The organism is Inquilinus sp. Marseille-Q2685 (assembly GCF_916619195.1).
In the GTDB taxonomy this organism is placed as follows: Bacteria; Pseudomonadota; Alphaproteobacteria; order DSM-16000; family Inquilinaceae; genus Inquilinus.
Genome location: NZ_CAKAKL010000005.1, coordinates 289,205 through 309,183, shown reverse-complemented (window position 1 = coordinate 309,183; position 19,979 = coordinate 289,205). Strand labels below are relative to the sequence as shown.

The window sequence follows — 19,979 nt, the reverse complement described above, 5'->3', positions numbered from 1 at the left end:
ATCAGATCACGGCTCGGCGAGGCCGGATCGCACGGCGTGTCGGCAGGCAGCGATTGCAAAGGGGGCTGGAGCGGGTGAAGGGAATCGAACCCTCGTCGTAAGCTTGGGAAGCTTCTGCTCTACCATTGAGCTACACCCGCGCGCCGTCGGTTATAGGCGAAGCGGCGATGCCGTTCAAGGCGCCTCGACGACGCCGCGTAACCCTGTTTTGTTCGCGATGCTGGGAAACGGCGTCCCGCCGGTCTAGATAGGATCGGTGCCCGTCCGCGGCGGGCGGGCGGCGGGAATGGAGCGCGCATGAGCGGCGAGATCGCCACCATGATGGACCTGCTGGCGCGGCTGCCGGGGCTGGGGCCCCGGTCGGCGCGCCGGATCGCGCTGCATCTGCTGCGCCACCGCGACACCGCGATGCGCCCGCTGGCCCAGGCGCTCGAGGCTGCCGCCACGGCGATCGTGCCCTGCTCCATCTGCGGCAACCTCGACACCGTCGACCCCTGCCCGATCTGCAGCGACCCGGCCCGCGACGCCGGGGTGATCTGCGTGGTCGAGCAGGTGGCCGACCTGTGGGCGCTGGAGCGGGCGCGCGCCTTCCGCGGCCGCTACCACGTGCTGGGCGGCACCCTGTCGGCGATCGACGGTGTCGGGCCGGAGGACCTGGCGATCCCCCGCCTGCTGGCCCGCGCCCGCGAACCCGGCGTGACCGAGGTGATCCTGGCCCTGAACGCCACGGTCGACGGCCAGACCACCGCGCATTACCTGGCCGAGAAGCTGGAGGGCGCCGGCCCCAGCGTCACCCGGCTGGCGCATGGCGTGCCGGTGGGCGGCGAGCTGGACTATCTCGACGACGGCACCCTGGTCGCCGCCCTGCGCTCGCGCCGCGGGCTGCAGCCATAGACCCCTACCCTGGCAGCGGCGGGGCGCGCGGCGGCACCGGAGTGGACTGGACAAACGAGGGGGTGGGCTGGCCCTGCGCCAGGAAGCGGGCGGGCAGCCGGTCCAGCGTCTCGATCGCCTCGACATGCACCTTCAGGATGAAGCAGTCCTCGCCGGTGATGCGGTGGCATTCCGCCACCTGGGGCATGGCCCGCGCCAGCTCGGCGACCTTCGGCACCTGCCCCGGCATCGGCCGGATGCGGACGAACACGGTCAGCGGATAGCCGAGCGCCTTCGGCTCCAGCTCCAGCCGCCAGCCGCGGATCACCCCCGCCTCCTCCAGCCGCAGCAGCCGCTCGCGCACTGCCGGCGCCGACATGCCGACGCGCCGCGCCAGCTCGGCCGTGCCCAGGCGCGGCTCGGCCTGCAGCAGGCGGATCAGCGCGAGGTTGCGCTCGTCGGCGAGCAGCGGCGAGACCTGGAAGGCCAAATCAACGGATCTCCTTCGAAACGAAGGCAGATGAAAGCGACAAGCTTCGACCGATCATGGGCCGGATCGCCGGGGCATGCAAATCTTCGGCATGTCGACCCATGAGACCTCCGCCCCCGCGCCGCTGGCGCAGCGGGTGCCGCCACAGCTGTTCTTCGTCGTCAGCGCCGTGTTCCACTATCTGGGGCCGGCCTGCGCCGTGCTGCTGTTCGCCGCGGTCGAGGTGCTGGGCGTGGCCTGGCTGCGCATCGCCACGGCCGCCCTGGTCTTCGCGCTGTGGCGCCGGCCCTGGCGGCTGTGGCGGCGCAGCAGCCCGGCCGATCGCCGCACGCTGCTGGCGCTGGGCTTGGTGCTGGCGGCGATGAACGGCTGCTTCTACCTGGCCATCGCCCGGCTGCCGCTGGCGACGGTCGGCGCCATCGAGTTCCTGGGGCCGATCGGCTTGGCGCTGGCCGGGCTGCGCAGCCGGCGGAACCTCGCGGCGCTGGGTCTGGCGGCGGCCGGCGTGGCGCTGCTGACCCAGATCCGGCTGGAGGGCGACGCGCTGGGCTATGCCCTGGCCTTCGCCAATTGCGCGCTGTTCGTCGCCTACATCGTGCTGGGCCACCGCATCGCCGGGGCCGGCGGCATCGACGGGCTGGCCGCGGCGATGCTGGCGGCGCTAGCGGCGATCACCCCGTTCGGGCTGGGCCCGGCCCTGCCGGCGCTGGCGGATCCGGCGCTGCTGCTGGCCGGGATCGGGGTCGGCGTCGCCTCCTCGGTCATCCCCTATGCCTGCGACCTGCTGGCCATGGCCCGGCTGCCGCGCGCCAGCTTCGCGCTGATGCTGGCGCTGCTGCCGGCCACCGCCGCCGGGATCGGCGTCCTGGTGCTGGGACAGATCCCCTCGGCCCGGGACCTGGCCGGCATCGGTCTGGTGATGGCCGGCGTCGCCCTGCATCGGGCCGTTCGGGCCTGACAGGCCAAAAAAAATTGCTGACCAGCTGACTGGGACGATAATCTCACCCCGGTGACACAATCGCGCCAACATCTGCCGATATCCAGATTCACAAGCGCGGTGACGACGCGGCCTCGATCCCAATCGCAGGACCTCGTCATCGGGCAGCCCGCCGGCGGCAGGTCCGGCCCGTGAGTCAGCGAGATCGAGCGAGCGACGGGGCACGCCGGCGAGCACCGGTCCCCCGGTCCAGCGGCAAATTGCCGGCTCGGCAGCGGCGACGACGCAAATAAGTTTGAATCAAAGTTTATTTGATGGAAGGGGAGCACCTTGGACGTCATTCATGGGACCGCACCGGTCGCGGCAGAAGACCGCAGCGGCCGCCCGAGGAGCCTCCGTCTCCTCCTGTAGCCTTCCGGACAGGCCGGCAAGGCCGGCCGACCACTCGGACACTTCAAGCTCAAATTCCTCCCGCCATCGCGCGGGAGCGGTGAGGCGGCCTTCGCCACGAAGGGCGCCAACGGCCCTGTCATGTCCGCTCCGAGGGCGGGCGGCGGCCTTCGATCGAACCAAAAAAGGATGAAGCAATGACGGACTATATCGGCGACGATAGCAACAACACCTTCACCGGCGGCAGCGGCAGCGATACCTTCATCGGGCGCGGCGGCAACGACACGCTCACGGGTGGCGGCGGCAGCGACACCTTCAAATACGACACCCGGCAGTTCGGCGCCGATGTCATCAAGGACTTCGTCGCCGGCGCCGGCGGCGACAGGATCGACCTGTCCTTTCTGAAGGTCGCCGATCTCGCCAGCCTGACGCCCTTCATGACCGAGGATAACGGCAACGTCCTCATCAAGCTCGGCTACAACAGCTGGACCGAGAGCATCCTCATCGAGAACACCACCATCGCCCAGCTGACCGCAGCGAACTTCGTCTTCAACACCTCGTCCGATGTGGTCAACACCACCGGCACCGGCTATCGCGACGTCCTGTTCGGCGGCAACGCCAACGACATCCTCCGCGGCGGCGACGGCAACGACACCCTCGTCGGCGGCGTCGGCAACGACACGCTCACCGGCGGCGGCGACGAGGACACGCTGCGCGGCGGCGGCGGCAGCGACACCTTCGACTACAACAGCCGGCAGTTCGGCGCCGATGTCATCAAGGACTTCACCGCCGGCGCCGGCGGCGACAGGATCGACCTGTCCTTCCTGAAGGTCGCCGATCTCGCCAGCCTGACGCCCTTCATGACCGAGGATAACGGCAACGTCCTCATCAAACTCGGCTACAACAGCTGGACCGAGAGCATCCTCATCGAGAACACCACCATCGCCCAGCTGACCGCGGCGAACTTCGTCTTCAACACCTCGTCCGACGTGGTCAACACCACCGGCACCGGCTATCGCGACGTCCTGTTCGGCGGCAACGCCAACGACATCCTCCGCGGCGGCGACGGCAACGACAGCCTCGTCGGCGGCGCCAACAGCGACACCATCACCGGCGGCGGCGACGACGACACGCTGCGCGGCGGCGGCGGCAGCGACACCTTCGTCTACAACAGCCGGCAGTTCGGCGCCGATGTCATCAAGGACTTCACCGCCGGCGCCGGCGGCGACAGGATCGACCTGTCCTTCCTGAAGGTCGCCGATCTCGCCAGCCTGACGCCCTTCATGACCGAGGATAACGGCAACGTCCTCATCAAACTCGGCTACAACAGCTGGACCGAGAGCATCCTCATCGAGAACACCACCATCGCCCAGCTGACCGCGGCGAACTTCGTCTTCAACACGTCGCCTGACGTGATCAACACCACCGGCACCGGCTATCGCGACGTCCTGTTCGGCGGCAGCGCCAACGACATCCTCCGCGGCGGCGACGGCGACGACACCATCGTCGGCGGCGCCAACAGCGACACCATCACCGGCGGCGGCGACGACGACACGCTGCGCGGCGGCAGCGGCAGCGACACCTTCGTCTACAACAGCCGGCAATTCGGCGACGACGTCATCAAGGACTTCACCCGCGGCGCCGGCGGCGACAAGATCGACCTGAGCTTCCTGAAGGTCGCCGATCTCGCCAGCCTGACGCCCTTCATGGAGGAGGTCGATGGCGGTGTCGTTATCACCCTCGGCTACAACAGCTGGTCCGAGACGATCCGCATCGAGAACACCACCATCGCCCAGCTGACCGCGGCGAACTTCGTCTTCAACGCCTCGTCCGACGTAGTCAACACCACCGGCACCGGCTATCGCGACGTCCTGTTCGGCGGCAACGCCACCGACAGCCTCTCCGGCGGCGACGGCAACGACAGCCTCGCCGGCGGCGCCGGCGACGACGTGCTTCGCGGCGGCACCGGCAGCGACCGGTTCTTCGGCGGCACCGGCAACGACACCGTCACCTATTTCGGCACCGACGGTGCCGTCACGGTGAACCTGGCCACCGGCGTCGGCAGCAGCGGCGAGGCGCAGGGCGACACCTTCAACGGCGTCGAGAACGTCTATGGCGGCAAGGCCGGCGACACGCTGACCGGCAATGCCGGCGCCAACATCCTCAAGGGGTATGACGGCAACGACCAGCTTGCCGGCGGGGATGGGAACGACATCCTCAACGGCGGGACCGGCGGCGATTCCATCAACGGCGGGGCCGGCATCGACCTCGGCACCTATTTCGACAGCGCCGTGGGCGTGACCGTGAACCTCGCCGCCGGCACCGGCAGCGGCGGCACCGCGCATGGCGACACCCTGGCCGCGGTCGAGGCCGTCAACGGTTCCACCCATGCCGACACGCTGATCGGCAGCAGCGCCGCCAATACCCTGCGCGGCGGCGACGGCAACGATTTCCTCCGCGGCGGTGCTGGCGCCGATGTCCTCGACGGCGGCGCCGGCGTCGATACGGTCAGCTACACCGACAGCGCCAAGGGCGTGACCGTCAATCTGGCCGCGGGCACCGGCAGCGGCGGCACCGCCACGGGCGATACGCTGCTCTCCATCGAATCCGTCAACGGCTCCAGCTACGCCGACACGCTGATCGGCAACAGCGTGGCCAACGCCCTGACCGGTGCGGGCGGAAAGGACGTGCTGACCGGCGGGGCCGGGTCCGACCGCTTCGTCTTCGGCGCCGGCCACAGCGCGACGGGATCCGCCAACGCCGACCGGATCACCGATTTCAGCCACGCCCAGGGCGACAGGATCGACCTGTCGCTGATCGACGCCAACACCGGCGCCGCCGGAAACCAGGCCTTCAGCTTCATCGGCACCGAAGCCTATACCGGCGTCGCCGGCCAGCTGCGCTATGTCGTCTCCAACGGCGACGCGGTGATCGCCGGCGATACCGACGGCGACAAGGTTTCCGACTTCAACATCGTGCTCGACAACATCGGCAGCCTGCAGGCCTCCGACTTCGTCCTGTAACGCCGACAGGCCCGGTGCCGGCCTCGCCGGCACCGGGGATCCTTGCAGCAATCGACGACGTCGCGCATCGCCGGCGGCGTAGGAGTTCTCTCCGGTCGAGGATTGCCGGCACAAGGTGACTGCGATACACTCGATTTATCTTAAAATATTGCAAGAAAATAAGCATCTTGGATGGCATTCGTGGAACGGGGATCTGTCGATGACGCCTCGCAGGGGACCGCGGCCTGCGCCCATACGGCGAGATCTCCTTTCTTGTGACATCCGTCCGGAACGGCCGGTGAAACCGGCTATCCGGTAGGAAGATCGAGGGTTGTCCGCACGCGCGCCCCGGCGAAGGTGTCCTGCGCGGCGCTGTCACACCCGGTGTCCACGCCGAGGCCGTTCGGCGGGCATTCGATCGAACCTTCGGCAAGGGAAGACGCGACGATGAACCATGTCGGCGGCAATCTCGACACCATCATCACCGACGGCAGCCCGCAGGCCTCCGGCTTCGTGCTGTAGCTCCATCGATCGAGGGGGACGTTCACGCGAGGGGGGACGTTCACGGGGACAGCCGTCCCGCGGACGCCAGCCTCCCAACCGCCAAGGAGGAGACCATGCCTGACTTCGACGGAACCGATGGCGACGATATCATCCGGGGCTCGCAGGAAGCGGACCGCATCCGCGGCCTCGGCGGAAACGATGTCCTCAACGGCCTCGGCGGAGCCGACATCCTCGATGGCGGGGACGGCACGGACATCGTCTCCTACTTCGACAGCACTGTGGGCGTGATGGTGAACTTGGCCACCGGCACCGGCAGCGGCGGCACCGCCGAGGGCGACACCCTGATCTCGATCGAACGGGTCCACGGCTCCGCCTACGATGATGTCCTGACCGGCAGCCAAGACAACGACATCTTTATGGGCTACGCCGGGAACGACCTCCTCGACGGTGGCGACGGCAGCGACAGGCTCGACGGCCACCAGGGCAGAGACGATCTCACGGGCGGTTCCGGGGCCGACGCTCTCCACGGAGGCGACGGCGGCGACGATCTCGCAGGCGGTTCCGGGGCCGACATCGTCGATGGCGGTAACGGCATCGACACGGCCCGCTATTCCGACAGCACCGCGGGTGTGACCGTGAATCTGGCCGCCGGCACCGGCAACGGCGGCGATGCCGAGGGCGACACGCTGATATCGATCGAGAACCTGCATGGCTCCGCCTATGCCGACAAGCTGACAGGCGGCAGCGGTGTCGAAAGCCTGTTCGGGGAAGACGGCGACGATGTCCTCGAAGGCCTCGGCGCAGACGATAGCCTTCAAGGCGGTGCCGGCGACGATGCCCTCCACGGCGGTGAAGGGAACGATTACCTCTCCGGCGACGTGGGCACGGACACCCTCGACGGTGACAATGGAAATGACCAGCTTTATGGCTACCACGGGAACGACGTCCTCCGCGGCGGTGAAGGGAACGACTATCTCTACACCGGAGAAGGGGCCGACATTCTCGATGGCGGCAGCGGCACCGATGAGGTCTCCTACGACGACAGCCCCGCGGGGGTGATGGTGAACCTCTCCACCGGTGCCGCCAGCGGCGGCACCGCCGCTGGCGATTCCCTAATCTCGATCGAACAGGTCCGAGGTTCCGTCCATGCCGACACCCTGATCGGCAGCGGCTCCGCCGAACACCTGGTCGGAGGCGATGGTGATGACGTCCTCGAAGGTCATGACGGAGACGACACCCTCGACGACGGCATCTACTTTCTCCACCCCGGCTTTGGCAACGATATCTTCCGCGGCGGCAACGGCGACGACACCATCTACGGTGGTCCCGGGACCGATACCCTCGATGGCGGCGACGGCTACGATCTGGCCATCCACTCCCGCAGCACCGTGGGCGTGAGGGTGGACCTGACCACCGGCACCGGCGGCGGCGGCACTGCCACCGGCGACACGCTGATCTCGATCGAAGCCGTCGAGGGGTCCGACCATGCCGACGTCCTGACCGGCGATACCGGATCCAACACCCTGGCCGGGGGCTGGGGCAAGGACGTGCTCACCGGCGGGGACGGCGCCGACCACTTCGCCTTCGCCTTCGACAATAGCATACCGCTCCGCTCCGATGGCGACCGGATCACCGATTTCAGCCGCGCCCAGGGGGACAAGATCAACCTGTCGGCGAGCGACGCCGACCTCGGCACCGCCGGCGACCAAGCCTTCACCTTTATTGGCACCGCAGCCTACACCGGGGTCGCCGGACAGCTGCGCTATGGCGTCTCCTGGGGCAATGCCGTGATTGCCGGCGACATGGACGGCGACGGCGTCTCCGACTTCCACATCGTGCTCGCCAACATCGGCAGCCTGCAGGCCGCCGATTTCGTCTTGTAACGGAACCGACCCGGCGCCGGCCGCACGACATCGGCTAGAGTCGCGGGTGAACGCAATGATCCAAACTGCTGCGGACGGGAGCGGAGCGAACGCCGGCTCCGCCTCCAGATGCGGTGCCACAGGGGGAGAGAGACATGGCGAGTCGCATTGACGGGACGTCTGGCGACGACGTCCTTACCGGGACGGATCAAGCCGACGAGATCTACGGCTACGCCGGCGACGATCGGCTGGCCGGCGGCGCCGGGGCGGACGTCCTCGACGGCGGTGAGGGCTTCGATACCGTCAGCTACGGCGACAGCACCAAAGGCGTGACGGTGAACCTGGCAACCGGCATCGGCAGCAGCGGCACCGCGTTCGGCGACACCCTGGTCTCGATCGAAGCGGTCGAGGGCTCCGCCTATGCCGACACCCTGATCGGCAGCGCCGCCGCGGAGACCCTCCGCGGCGGCCAGGGCGACGACGTGCTCCGCGGCGGGGCCGGGGCCGACACCCTCGACGGCGGGGCCGGCTTCGACACCGTCAGCTTCGCCGACAGCACCAAAGGGGTGAGGGTCAACCTCGCTGCCGGCAGCGGCACCGCCGGGACGGCATTCGGCGACCATCTGATCTCGATCGAAGCGGTCGAGGGCTCCGCCCATGCCGACATCCTGCTCGGCAGCGCCATGAAAGACACACTGCGCGGCGGCGGCGGCGACGACACGGTCCAAGGCGGTGCCGGGGCGGACACCCTGGATGGCGGGGGCGGCTTCGACCTCGCCAGCTATTCCGAGAGCAACGTGGGCGTGAGGGTGAACCTGGCAACCGGAACCGGCCTCTACGGCACCGCGCATGGCGACGTCTTGATCTCGATCGAGGCCGTCATCGGCTCCCGCTTCATCGACGTTCTGACCGGCACCGGCGACGCCAACGTCCTGCGCGGCGGCGACGGTGACGATTTCCTTCTCGGCGAAGCCGGGGACGACACCCTCGACGGCGGCAACGGGAACGACACTCTCGACAGCGGTGCCGGGGCCGACGAACTCGACGGCGGTGCCGGCTTCGATACGGCCCGCTACGGCACCAGCACCCTGAGGGTGATCGTGGATCTGTCCGCGGGCACCGGCGTCGGCGGCACCGCGGCCGGCGACACCCTGGTCTCGATCGAGGCGGTCGTGGGCTCCGCCTATGGCGACACCCTGATCGGCAACAGCGATGCCAATATCCTCGACGGCGGCGGCGGCCGCGATATCCTCCGCGGCGGCGGCGGGAACGACGTCCTCGACGGCGGGTCTCTGGAGGACACCCTCGACGGCGGCGCCGGGGACGATGTTCTCGCTGGCGGGAGCGGGAGCAACACCCTGGACGGCGGGGACGGCCACGATCGTGTCTCGTATGATGGTCTGTTCGGCTCCACGATGGTGAACCTGGCCACCGGCACCGCCAGCAGCGATCGTGGCGCCGATACCCTGATCTCGATCGAGTCCGTCACCGGCGGGTATGACGACGACACCCTGATCGGCAACGCCGCCGCCAACACCCTGGCCGGGGGCGGGGGAGCGGATGTGCTGACCGGCGGGGGCGGCGCGGACCGCTTCGTCTCCTCCATGGCGTGGCAAGGCACGGACCAGATCACCGATTTCAGCCACGCCCAGGGAGACCGGATCGACCTGTCGGCGATCGACGCCGACGGCAACGGCTTGGACGGCGACGACAGCTTCACCTTCATCGGCACCGCCGTATTTACGGGCGTCGCCGGCCAGGTGCGCTATGCCGTCTCCGGCGGCGATGCCGTGATCGCCGGCGACATCAACGGCGACGGTGTCTCCGACCTCGAGATCGTGCTCAGCAACGTCGGCAGCCTCCAGGAATCCGACTTCGTGCTGTAACGCCGGGCGCTCTTCGGGAGCTGTCGGCACGGTTGCACCCTATCGATCGAAGGGATGTCCCGCGGCAACCCGCCCGCGGGGGCATCTGCTTCTCCAGGAGAAAAGCATGCCTGATTTCGACGGCACCGAGGACGGCGACATCATCCGCGGCTCGCAGGAAGCGGACCGCATCCGCGGCCTCGGCGGCAACGATGTCCTCAACGGCCTCGGCGGGGCCGACATCCTCGACGGCGGGGACGGCCTGCAGCGGCAACGCCACCGGCGACACCCTGGTCTCGATCGAGGGGGTCGCCGGCTCGCGCTATGCCGACACCCTGATCGGCAGCAGCACCGCCAATATCCTCAATGGCGGTGACGGAGACGATGTCCTGCGCGGGGGCGGTGGCAGGGACACCCTGACTGGCGAGGGCGATGCCGATCGCTTTGTCTTCACCACCACCGGCGACAGCGCGACGGGATCCGCCAACGCCGACCGGATCACCGATTTCAGCCACGCCCAGGGCGACAGGATCGACCTGTCGCTGATCGACGCCAACACCGGCGCCGCCGGAAACCAGGCCTTCAGCTTCATCGGCACCGAAGCCTATACCGGCGTCGCCGGCCAGCTGCGCTACGTCGTCTCCAACGGCGACGCGGTGATCGCCGGCGATACCGACGGCGACAAGGTTTCCGACTTCAACATCGTGCTCGACAACATCGGCAGCCTGCAGGTCTCCGACTTCGTCCTGTAACGCCGACAGGCCCGGTGCCGGCCTCGCCGGCACCGGATTTCACAGCGGCGTGAGCGATGTTCAAGACTGCTGACTGCGCTTCGTAGCGGAGCCGGCTTCCCGGCACCGTGTATCATCGCGATGGGAAGCGATTCTCGGAACTGCTGCTGACGGGAACCGGAGCGAGTCCCGGTTCGCGTCTCCTGATGGTGTGCCACAGGGGGAGAGAAGCATGGCGAATCGGATCGACGGAACTCTCGATGACGACATCCTGCATGGTACGGATCAGGCCGACGAGATCCATGGCTATGCCGGCGACGACACGCTGCAGGGCAAAGCCCACGACGATCGGCTGATCGGCGGCGCCGGGGCGGACACCCTCGACGGCGGAGCCGGCTTCGACACCGTCAGCTACGCCGACAGCATCAAGGCCGTGACGGTGAATCTGGCCAGCGGTCGCGGCACCGCCGGAACCGCATTCGGCGATCGCCTGATCTCGATCGAGGCGGTCGAGGGCTCCGCCTATGCCGACATCCTGCTCGGCAGCACCGCCGCCGACACACTGCGCGGCGGCGCCGGGGCCGACACCCTCGACGGCGGTGAAGGCTTCGACACCGTCAGCTACGCCGACAGCATCAAGGGCGTGACGGTGAATCTGGCCAGCGGTCGCGGCACCGCCGGGACCGCATTCGGCGACCGCCTGATCTCGATCGAGGCGGTCAGAGGCTCCGCCTATGCCGACATCCTGCTCGGCAGCGCTGCCGACAACGTCCTGGACGGCGATGATGGCGATGACGTCCTCGAAGGCTATGGGGGAGGCGATACCCTCGGAGGCGGCAGAGGGAACGACATACTCATCGCCGGCAGCGGCGGCGACTTGCTCGCCGGTGGCGACGGGAATGACACCCTCGTCGACTTCGACAGCAGCGGCGGGAACGACTCCCTCATCGGCGACGACGGCTTCGACACCGTCAGCTACGCCAACAGCACCGAGGGCGTGACGGTGGACCTGACCACCGGTCACGGCCGGGGCGGGGCGGCCCATTGGGACAGTCTGCTCGATATCGAAGCGGTCGAGGGCTCCGCCTACAGCGACGCCTTGATCGGCAAAAGCGACGCCAACACCCTGCGCGGGAACGACGGCAACGATGTCCTCCGCGGCGAAGCTGGGGCGGACATCCTCGACGGCGGCGGCGGCTTCGACACCGTCGGCTACACCGAGAGCAACGCGGGCGTGACGGTGAATCTGGCCACCGGCATCGTCAGCGGCGGCGACGCCACCGGCGACACCCTGGTCTCCATCGAAGGCATCAACGGCTCGGCCTACGCCGACACCCTGATCGGCAACAGCGGTGACAATGTACTGCAGGGCAGCGCCGGGGCAGACACCCTCGACGGCGGCAACGGCGTCGACACCGCCAGCTACGCCGACAGCACCAAGGGCGTGACGGTGAACCTGGCCACCGGCATTGCCAGCGGCGGCACCGCCACCGGCGACACCCTGGTTTCCATTGAGGGCGTCAACGGCTCGGCCTACGACGACACCCTGATCGGCAGCGCCGCCGCCGATATCCTGGCCGGCGGCTGGAGAAAGGATGTTCTGACCGGCGGAGGCGGCGCCGATCGCTTCGTCTTCACCGATGCGCGCGACAGCTCGTGGGACCGGACCTACACCGACCGGATCACCGATTTCAGCCGCGCCCAGGGGGACAAGATCGACCTGTCGACGATCGACGCCAATGGCGACGGAGCCGGCAACGGCAGCTTCACCTTCATCGGCACCGCCGCCTACACCGGGGTCGCCGGCCAACTGCGTTATGCCGTCTCCGGCACCGATGTGGTCATCGGCGGCGACATCGATGGCGACGGCGTCTTCTCCGACTTCAACATCGTGCTGAGCCACGTCGGCAGCCTGCAGGAAGCCGACTTCGTGCTGTAGCTCCATCGATCGAGGGGGCGTTCACGAGGACAGCCGTTCCCGCGGACGCCCGCCTCCCAACCGCCCAAGGAGGAGACCATGCCTGACTTCGACGGAACCGATGGCGACGACATCATCCGGGGCTCACAGGAAGACGACCGCATCCGCGGTCTCGGCGGAAACGATACCCTCAACGGCCTCGGCGGGGCCGACATCCTCGATGGCGGGGACGGCAGCGACATCGTCTCCTACTTCGACAGCGCCGCGGGCGTGAGGGTGAACCTGGCCACCGGCACCGGCAGCGGCGGCACCGCCACCGGCGACACCCTGGTCTCGATCGAACGGGTCCACGGCTCCGCCCATGCCGACACTCTGATCGGCTGACCGGCGGAGGCGGTGCCGACCGCTTCGTCTTCGCCGCCGTCGGCGACAGCGCAGCGGGGGAGGCCAATGCCGACCGGATCACCGATTTCAGCTCCGTCCAGGGCGACCAGATCGACCTGTCGCCGATCGACGCCGACGGCAGCGGCGCCGGCAGCTTCACCTTCATCGGCACCGCGGCCTATACCGGCGTCGCCGGCCAGCTGCGCTACGACGTCATCGGCAGCGACGCCGTGATCGGCGGCGACACCGACGGCGACGGCATTTCCGACTTCAACATCGTGCTGAGCAACGTGAGCAGCCTGCAGGCCTCCGATTTCGTCTTGTAACGGAACCGACCCGGTGCCGGCCGCACGACATCGGCTAGAGTTGCAGATGAACGCAATTATCGAAACTGCTACGGACTGGAGCGGGTCGAACACCAGCCCCGCCTCCAACTGCGGTGCCACAGGGGGACAGAGGCATGGCGCGTATTGACGGAACCTCCGGCGACGACGTCCTTCCCGGGACGGCTCAGGCCGACGAGATTTATGGCTACGCCGGCGACGACACTCTCCAAGGCGAAGCCGGCGACGATCAGCTGATCGGCGGCGCCGGGGCGGACGTCCTCGACGGCGGTGAAGGCTTCGACACCATCAGCTACGGCGACAGCGCTCAAGGCGTGAGGGTCAATCTCGCCACGGGTGTCGTTTCCGGCGGCGATGCCGAAGGCGACACCATTGCCGATATCGAACATGTTCGCGGTTCGGCCCGCGCCGACACGCTGGTCGGCAGCGCCGGAGACAATATGCTGCGCGGCGGCAACGGGGATGATTGGCTGGTCGGCGGCGCCGGAGCCGATACCCTCGACGGCGGATTCGGCTGGTCCGACATCGCCAGCTATTCCGGCAGCAACGCCGGCGTGACCGTGAACCTCGCCCTTGGCACCGGCTCGGGCGGCGATGCCGAGGGCGACAGCATCGCCGACGACATCGAAGACGCCTCGGGTTCGGCCTATGCCGACACTCTCACCGGCAACGCCGAGGACAACTTCCTGTCTGGCGGTGCCGGCAACGACGTGATTCGCGGCGAAGCCGGCGACGACGTCCTGGAAGGTGGGGCCGGGGCGGACACCCTTTCGGGCGGCGACGGCATCGACCTCGTCGGCTACGGACACAGCAGCGCCGGCGTCACCGTGACCATCGGCGGCATCGCCGCCGGCGGCGATGCCCAGGGCGACAGCATCGCCGACGACATCGAAGACGTCTCGGGTTCCGTCTATGCCGATACGCTCACGGGCAGCGCGGGAGACAACACCCTGAATGGCAACAGCGGCAACGACATCCTTCGCGGCGGCGCCGGGGCGGACATTCTCTCCGGCGGCAGCGGCACCGATCTCGTCAGCTACTCGGACAGCACGAAGGGCGCGACGGTAAACCTCGCTGCCGGCGCTGGCAGCGGCGGCACCGCGCATGGTGACCGCCTGTACTCGATCGAGACCGTCATCGGCTCGGCCCATGCCGACACCCTGATCGGCAGCGAGCTCGACGACACCCTCATCGGCGGCGCCGGAGACGACCGGATCACCGGAGGAAAGGGCGACGACGACACGCTGACGGGTGGCGTCGGCAACGACATCTTCGTCTACGACGCGCGCGAGTTCGGCGAGGACACCGTCACCGACTTCGACGCCGGCGACAAGATCGACCTGTCGGCCCTGCACATCGCCGACTTCGACACGCTGAAACACTTCATGGAGCAGGACGGCAGCGACGTCGTCATCACCTTCGGCTACGGCATGTGGGAGACTTTTCCCCCGGATCCGCCCTGGCCCAACAACGAGCTCATCCGTCTCGAGAACGTCTCGCTGGATAGCCTGAGTGCCGACGACTTCATCTTCGACACCTCGACCACTCCCAGCGGCATCAACGGCACCGACCTCTATGATGTCCTGTTCGGCAACAACGGCAACAATACATTCTACAATGGTGATGTAATATACGCCGGCGGTGGCGATGATTATGTTCAGAACAGCCCCAGATTTCTCGACGGGGGTGCGGGGATCGATACCGTTGCCCTGGGCAACGATTTTGTCCACTTGGGCTCCTCGGCGGATCTGCAGTCCGGCCAATACGTCAATGTCGAGAACGTCACCGGCACGTATTACGACGACATTATTCGCGGAGATGGTGGCGCCAACGTGCTTCGAGGCTTGGACGACAACGACGTTCTCACCGGCCGCGGCGGGGCCGACACCCTCGACGGCGGCGCCGGCTCCGATACCGCCAGCTATTCCGACAGCACCAAGGGCGTGACCGTGGACCTGGCCGCCGGCACTGGCAGCGGCGGCACCGCGCAGGGCGACACCCTGGTCTCGATCGAGGCCGTCAACGGCTCCGCCTATGCCGACACCCTGATCGGCAGTGGCGGCGCCAACACCCTGCGCGGCAGCGTCGGCGACGATGTGCTCCGCGGCGGCGCCGGGGCCGACACCCTCGATGGCGGCGCCGGCTTCGACCTCGTCAGCTATTTCGACAGCACCAAGGGCGTGACGGTCAACCTCGCCGCCGGCACCGGCAGCGGCGGCACCGCCCCCGGCGACCCCCTGGTCTCGATCGAGGCCGTCAACGGATCTGCCCATGCCGACACCCTGATCGGCAGCAGCGCCGCCAACACCCTGCGCGGCGCGGCCGGAAAGGACCTGCTGACCGGCGGCGCCGGCGCCGACCGCTTCGCCTTCACCGGCGGAGACAGCGCGGCGGGCCGGATCAATGCCGACCGGATCACCGATTTCAGCCACGCCCAGGGCGACCGCATCGACCTGTCGGCAATCAATGCCAATGGCGGCGGCGCCGGCAACGGCAGCTTCGCCTTCATCGGCACCGGCGCCTATACCGGCGTCGCCGGGCAGCTGCGATACGCCCTCTCGGGCACCGACGCGGTCATCGGCGGCGACGTCGACGGCGACGGCGTCTCCGACTTCAACATCGTGCTCAGCAACGTCGGCAGCCTTCAAGCCTCCGACTTCGTGCTGTAGCCGGCGGACAGTAGAAGGGCCGGCTCTCGCCGGCCCTTCTCCGCCGGATGCTACTTGCCCATCGCCTTGTCCCAGGCGGCGTGGGTCCAGGCCGCGTCGCCCGGGTCCTTGGTGATCACCGGGTCGCTCTTGCTGGACAGCAGCACCTGCACGGTGCGCTTGTACGCCTCGGGGTCCAGCCAGCCGATCTTGTCGTCCGACACGGTGATCAGCTTGGCGATGTTCTCGGCCATGCGGGTCTGCACCTCGTCGGTGGTGGCGCCCGACGCGTCGGCCTCGGCCACGATCTTGCCGGCCTCGTCCGGATGCGCCTTGGCATAGGCCCAGCCCTTGGCCGAGGCCTTGATGAAGCGGCCCAGCCGGTCGACATAGGCCGGGTCCTTCAGCTTGGAGTCGAGCGCGTAGAGCCCGTCCTCCAGCGTCGCCACGCCCTGGTCCTCGTAGTAGAAGGTGATCAGGTCGCTCTCCGGCACGCCGGCGTCGATCACCTGCCAGTACTCGTTGTAGATCATGGTCGAGATGCAGGCCGCCTGGTTCTGCAGCAGCGGGTCGACGTTGAAGCCCTGGCGCAGCACCTTGACGTCCGGGTTCGAGCCCGAGGTCGACAGGCCCAGCTTGCCCATCCAGGACAGGAACGGATACTCGTTGCCGGCGAACCAGACGCCGAGGGTCTTGCCCTTGAAATCGGCCGGCGAGGTGACGCCGCTGTCCTTCTTGCAGGTCAGCATCATGCCGGAGCGGTTGAAGATCTGCGCCACGTTCACCAGCGGCACGCCCTTCTCGCGCGCCGCCAGCGCCGCCGGCATCCATTCGACGATGACGTCGGCACCGCCCGCCGCGATCACCTGCGGCGGGGCGATGTCCGGCCCGCCGGGCTTGATCGTGACGTCCAGCCCCTCATCGGTGTAGTAGCCCTTCTCGGCGGCGACGTAGTAGCCGCCGAACTGCGCCTGGGTGACCCATTTCAGCTGGATGGTGAAGGGGTCCGCCGCCTGCGCCGGGCCGAAGCCCAGCGCCGCTGCGATCGCGGCCAGTCCCAGAATGGTTTTTTTCATGTGAAGCCTCTCCCGTTCGTTCGATGCCCTGTCAGTGCGTCGTGCCCCGCATCGAAGGGTGCCAGAAGGTCGTCGCCCGCTCCACCAGGGCAAGCAGCCCGTAGGAGGCGGAGCCGGCGACGGCCGCGACCAGGATGGTGGCCCAGACCATGTCGACATTCAGCCGCGCCACCTCGGTCGAGATGCGGAAGCCCATGCCGTAGATCGGGGTGCCGAAGAACTCCGCCACGATGGCGCCGATCAGGGCCAGCGTGGCGTTCAGCTTCAGCGCGTTGAAGATGAAGGGCAGCGCCCCCGGCAGCCGCAGCTTCAGCAGGGTCTGCCGATAGCTGGCGGCGTAGGACCGCATCAGGTCGCGCTCCATCGCCCCCGCGGCCTCCAGCCCGGCCAGCGCGTTCACCAGCATCGGGAAGAAGGTCATGACCACGACCACGGCGGCCTTGGAGTGCCAGTCGAAGCCGAACCACATGATCATGACCGGGGCGATGCCGACGATCGGCATGGCCGAGACGGCGGAGCCGAGCGGCAGCAGCCCGCGCTGCAGGAAGGGCGACCGGTCGATCGCCACCGCGGTCAGGAAGCCGGCGCCGGAGCCGATCAGGAAGCCCGGGATGGCCGAGCGGATGAAGGTCTGGACGAAATCGACCCACAGCGTGTCGGTGCTGGCGGCGAAGCGCGCCGCGATCTGCGACGGCGCCGGCAGCAGGATCTGCGGCACCTGGAATCCCGTGACCAGCACCTGCCACAGCCACAGCAGCACGGCGCCGAACAGGACCGGCACGGCGATGCCGGCGGCACGGCCGGGGACCGGCGACAGCCCGCGCAGCGCCGCCCAGGCGGCCGCCACGGCCGCGACGATCGGCAGGGCGATCCAGGCGGTGCCGGCGGCGAACACGCCGCCCGCATCGATCCACCGCAGCACGAAGCCCGCGAGGACCACCGCCAGGAGCAGCCAGCCCAGGCTGCGCAGCACCCGCGCGTTCATCCTCGCCCTCCGCGGCTGGCGATCACGGCGCGCTCGGCCAGGGTGACGGCGAAGACGCAGAGCAGCGCCAGCAGCGCCGCCATCACCAGCGCCGACCACAGCTGGATCATCTGGCCGAAATAGGAACCCGTGAGGAGCCGGGCGCCGATGCCGGCCTGGGCGCCGGTCGGCAGCTCGCCGACGATGGCGCCGACCAGGGCCAGCGAGATGCCGATCTTCAGGCTGGGGAACAGGAACGGCACCGCGGCCGGCCAGCGCAGCTTCCAGAACACCTGGGCGCCGCTGGCGGAATAAGTGCGCAGCAGGTCGAGCTGCAGCGGGTCGGGCGAGCGCAGGCCCTTGACCATGCCGATGGTGACCGGGAAGAAGCTGAGATAGGCGGAGATGATCGATTTCGGGATCACGCCGGTGAGGCCGAGATTGCCGAGCACGACCACGATCATCGGCGCGATCGCCAGGATCGGCACGGTCTGGCTGGCGATCACCCAGGGCATCAGCGACCGGTCGAGCGTCGGCACATGGACGATGCCGATGGCGAGCCCGATGCCGAGCAGCGTGCCCAGCACGAAGCCGAGCAGGGTCGAGCTCATCGTCACCCAGGCATGGTAGACGAGGCTGCGGTTGCTGGTGACCGGCCGGCCGACGGTGTTGGTCCAGAGATCGGCCGCCACCTGGTCCGGCGTCGGCAGCAGCGGCCGGTCCAGCTTCCAGACCGCCTCGAAGAACTGCGCGGTGGTCCAGTCCGGCCCGGCGCGGTTCAGCCGCTCCACCGCCGCCGGCGCGTTCAGCCAGAAGGAGGCGAGATACCAGACCACCAGCAGCACGCCGAGCACCGTGGCCAACGGCAACGCCCGCCCGCCCTTCAGCCGCGCCCAGACGTTCGGGCGCGCCGAGAGGGAGTCGGCGAGGGCGGTCATGCTGACCTCAGGAGGACGCACAACCACAATCCCCCTCCCCTTGCGGGAGGGTAGGAGGGGCTGTCGATCGAAGAGGGCCGGCGTCGGGCCGCCCAAAATCGGATCATCGCTGATCGGCGATTGACGATCGCTCCTGCGGCGCCACCCCTCCCTAGCCCCTCCCGCGAGGGGGGGGAGAGTGAATGATGACCGCCGCTCGCGATGCGCAACCGCACCCTCGGCCTCATTCGTAGGAATGCCCGGCCCGCAGGCCCTCGCGGACCTGCTGGGCGATGGCGAGGAATTCCGGGGTCTCGCGGATGTCGAGGTCGCGCCGGCGCGGCAGGTCGCTGTCGATCACGTCGAGGATCCGGCCCGGCCGCGGCGACATCACCACGATCTTGGAGGACAGGAACACCGCCTCCGGGATCGAATGGGTGACGAAGATGACCGTCAGGTTCGTCCGGTTCCACAGGTCCAGCAGATGGACGTTGAGGTTGTCGCGCGTGATCTCGTCGAGCGCGCCGAAGGGCTCGTCCATCAGCAGCAGCTTGGGCTGGAAGCCGAGGGCACGGGCGATCGACACGCGCTGCTGCATGCCGCCCGAGAGCTGCCAGGGAAACTTCTTCTCGAACTGGCCCAGCCCGACGGTGCCGAGCGCCGCCCGCGCCCGCTCCTGCCGCTCCGCCGCCGGCACGCCCATGATCTCGAGCGGCAGCTCGACATTGCGGCGGACATTGCGCCAGGGGTAGAGGGCCGGCGCCTGGAAGACGTAGCCATACGCGCGGGCCAGCCGCGCCTGTTCCGGCGACATGCCGTTCACCGTGACCGAGCCGGCGGTCGGCCGCACCAGGTCGGCCACCACCCGCATCAGCGTGGTCTTGCCGCAGCCGGACGGGCCGATCAGCGACACGAACTCGCCTTCGCCGATGGTCAGGTCGACATCCTGCAGCGCCACCACCGGCGCGTCGGCGGTCTGGAAGGTCAGGCCGAGGCGCCGGGCCTCGACCACCGGCGGCGCGGCGGAAGCCGTTTTCGGAAGCTGCTCGGGCCGGACCGCCGACACCGCCATGC

The 19,979-nt window shown here is 68.5% G+C and carries 15 protein-coding genes, 1 tRNA gene and 1 pseudogene; 11 read left to right on the top strand and 6 right to left on the bottom strand.

All coding sequences use genetic code 11. From position 1 onward, the window contains the following. Window positions 1-66 precede the first annotated feature (66 nt). A tRNA-Gly gene (locus LG391_RS23625) sits at window positions 67-140 on the bottom strand. Window positions 141-297: 157 nt separating this feature from the next. Here LG391_RS23625 and recR point away from each other — a divergent pair. After that, window positions 298-894, top strand: coding sequence for a recombination mediator RecR (gene recR / locus LG391_RS23620; protein WP_225770498.1), 597 nt, complete (start codon window positions 298-300; stop codon window positions 892-894). Between the two features lie 4 nt (window positions 895-898). On the opposite strand, the gene LG391_RS23615 is transcribed toward recR, so the two are convergent. Beyond that, window positions 899-1,363, bottom strand: a complete 465-nt coding sequence (locus LG391_RS23615) for an Lrp/AsnC family transcriptional regulator (RefSeq protein ID WP_225770497.1) — start codon at window positions 1,361-1,363, stop codon at window positions 899-901. 76 nt (window positions 1,364-1,439) lie between these two features. Between LG391_RS23615 and LG391_RS23610 the strand changes: the two genes are divergently transcribed. The 10 genes and pseudogenes from LG391_RS23610 to LG391_RS23565 all read left to right on the top strand — a co-directional run bounded on the left by LG391_RS23610 (window position 1,440) and on the right by LG391_RS23565 (window position 15,969). Continuing rightward, a complete protein-coding gene (locus LG391_RS23610; protein WP_225770496.1) occupies window positions 1,440-2,321 on the top strand; it encodes a DMT family transporter in 882 nt (293 codons plus the stop codon). Window positions 2,322-2,887: 566 nt separating this feature from the next. Further along, entirely contained in the window at window positions 2,888-5,713 is a 2,826-nt protein-coding gene (locus LG391_RS23605; RefSeq protein WP_225770495.1) for a calcium-binding protein, read from the top strand. A gap of 363 nt (window positions 5,714-6,076) precedes the next feature. Next, a complete protein-coding gene (locus LG391_RS23600) occupies window positions 6,077-6,214 on the top strand; it encodes a hypothetical protein (protein WP_225770494.1) in 138 nt (45 codons plus the stop codon). A gap of 95 nt (window positions 6,215-6,309) precedes the next feature. Beyond that, on the top strand, window positions 6,310-8,079 hold the full coding sequence (locus LG391_RS23595; RefSeq protein ID WP_225770493.1) for a calcium-binding protein: 1,770 nt from the start codon (window positions 6,310-6,312) through the stop codon (window positions 8,077-8,079). A 134-nt stretch (window positions 8,080-8,213) separates the two neighbouring features. Next, the gene (locus LG391_RS23590) at window positions 8,214-9,944 is read left to right on the top strand and encodes a calcium-binding protein (RefSeq protein ID WP_225770492.1); all 1,731 of its coding nucleotides are present in this window, start codon (window positions 8,214-8,216) and stop codon (window positions 9,942-9,944) included. 106 nt (window positions 9,945-10,050) lie between these two features. Beyond that, window positions 10,051-10,119 (top strand): annotated as a pseudogene (locus tag LG391_RS34965) (hypothetical protein); the annotation flags it as partial. Window positions 10,120-10,135: 16 nt separating this feature from the next. Next, the gene (locus LG391_RS23580; RefSeq protein ID WP_255646817.1) at window positions 10,136-10,675 is read left to right on the top strand and encodes a type I secretion C-terminal target domain-containing protein; all 540 of its coding nucleotides are present in this window, start codon (window positions 10,136-10,138) and stop codon (window positions 10,673-10,675) included. Between the two features lie 211 nt (window positions 10,676-10,886). Further along, on the top strand, window positions 10,887-12,593 hold the full coding sequence (locus LG391_RS23575; RefSeq protein ID WP_225770490.1) for a calcium-binding protein: 1,707 nt from the start codon (window positions 10,887-10,889) through the stop codon (window positions 12,591-12,593). Between the two features lie 78 nt (window positions 12,594-12,671). Further along, window positions 12,672-12,956, top strand: coding sequence for a hypothetical protein (locus tag LG391_RS23570; protein WP_225770489.1), 285 nt, complete (start codon window positions 12,672-12,674; stop codon window positions 12,954-12,956). Between the two features lie 460 nt (window positions 12,957-13,416). Further along, window positions 13,417-15,969: a calcium-binding protein gene (locus tag LG391_RS23565; protein WP_225770488.1), complete on the top strand. Its 2,553-nt coding sequence runs from the start codon at window positions 13,417-13,419 to the stop codon at window positions 15,967-15,969. A 50-nt stretch (window positions 15,970-16,019) separates the two neighbouring features. Here the strand turns inward: LG391_RS23565 and LG391_RS23560 are convergent, their stop codons facing one another. The 4 genes from LG391_RS23560 to LG391_RS23545 all read right to left on the bottom strand — a co-directional run bounded on the left by LG391_RS23560 (window position 16,020) and on the right by LG391_RS23545 (window position 19,977). After that, entirely contained in the window at window positions 16,020-17,024 is a 1,005-nt protein-coding gene (locus LG391_RS23560) for an ABC transporter substrate-binding protein (RefSeq protein WP_225770487.1), read from the bottom strand. A 31-nt stretch (window positions 17,025-17,055) separates the two neighbouring features. Then, window positions 17,056-18,009: an ABC transporter permease gene (locus tag LG391_RS23555; RefSeq protein WP_225770486.1), complete on the bottom strand. Its 954-nt coding sequence runs from the start codon at window positions 18,007-18,009 to the stop codon at window positions 17,056-17,058. Continuing rightward, on the bottom strand, window positions 18,006-18,926 hold the full coding sequence (locus LG391_RS23550; protein WP_225770485.1) for an ABC transporter permease: 921 nt from the start codon (window positions 18,924-18,926) through the stop codon (window positions 18,006-18,008). The genes LG391_RS23555 and LG391_RS23550 overlap by 4 nt, the downstream gene beginning before the upstream one ends. 223 nt (window positions 18,927-19,149) lie before the next feature. Continuing rightward, window positions 19,150-19,977 (bottom strand): ABC transporter ATP-binding protein, encoded by an 828-nt coding sequence (locus LG391_RS23545; protein WP_225770484.1) that lies wholly within the window; start codon window positions 19,975-19,977, stop codon window positions 19,150-19,152. Window positions 19,978-19,979 lie beyond the last annotated feature (2 nt).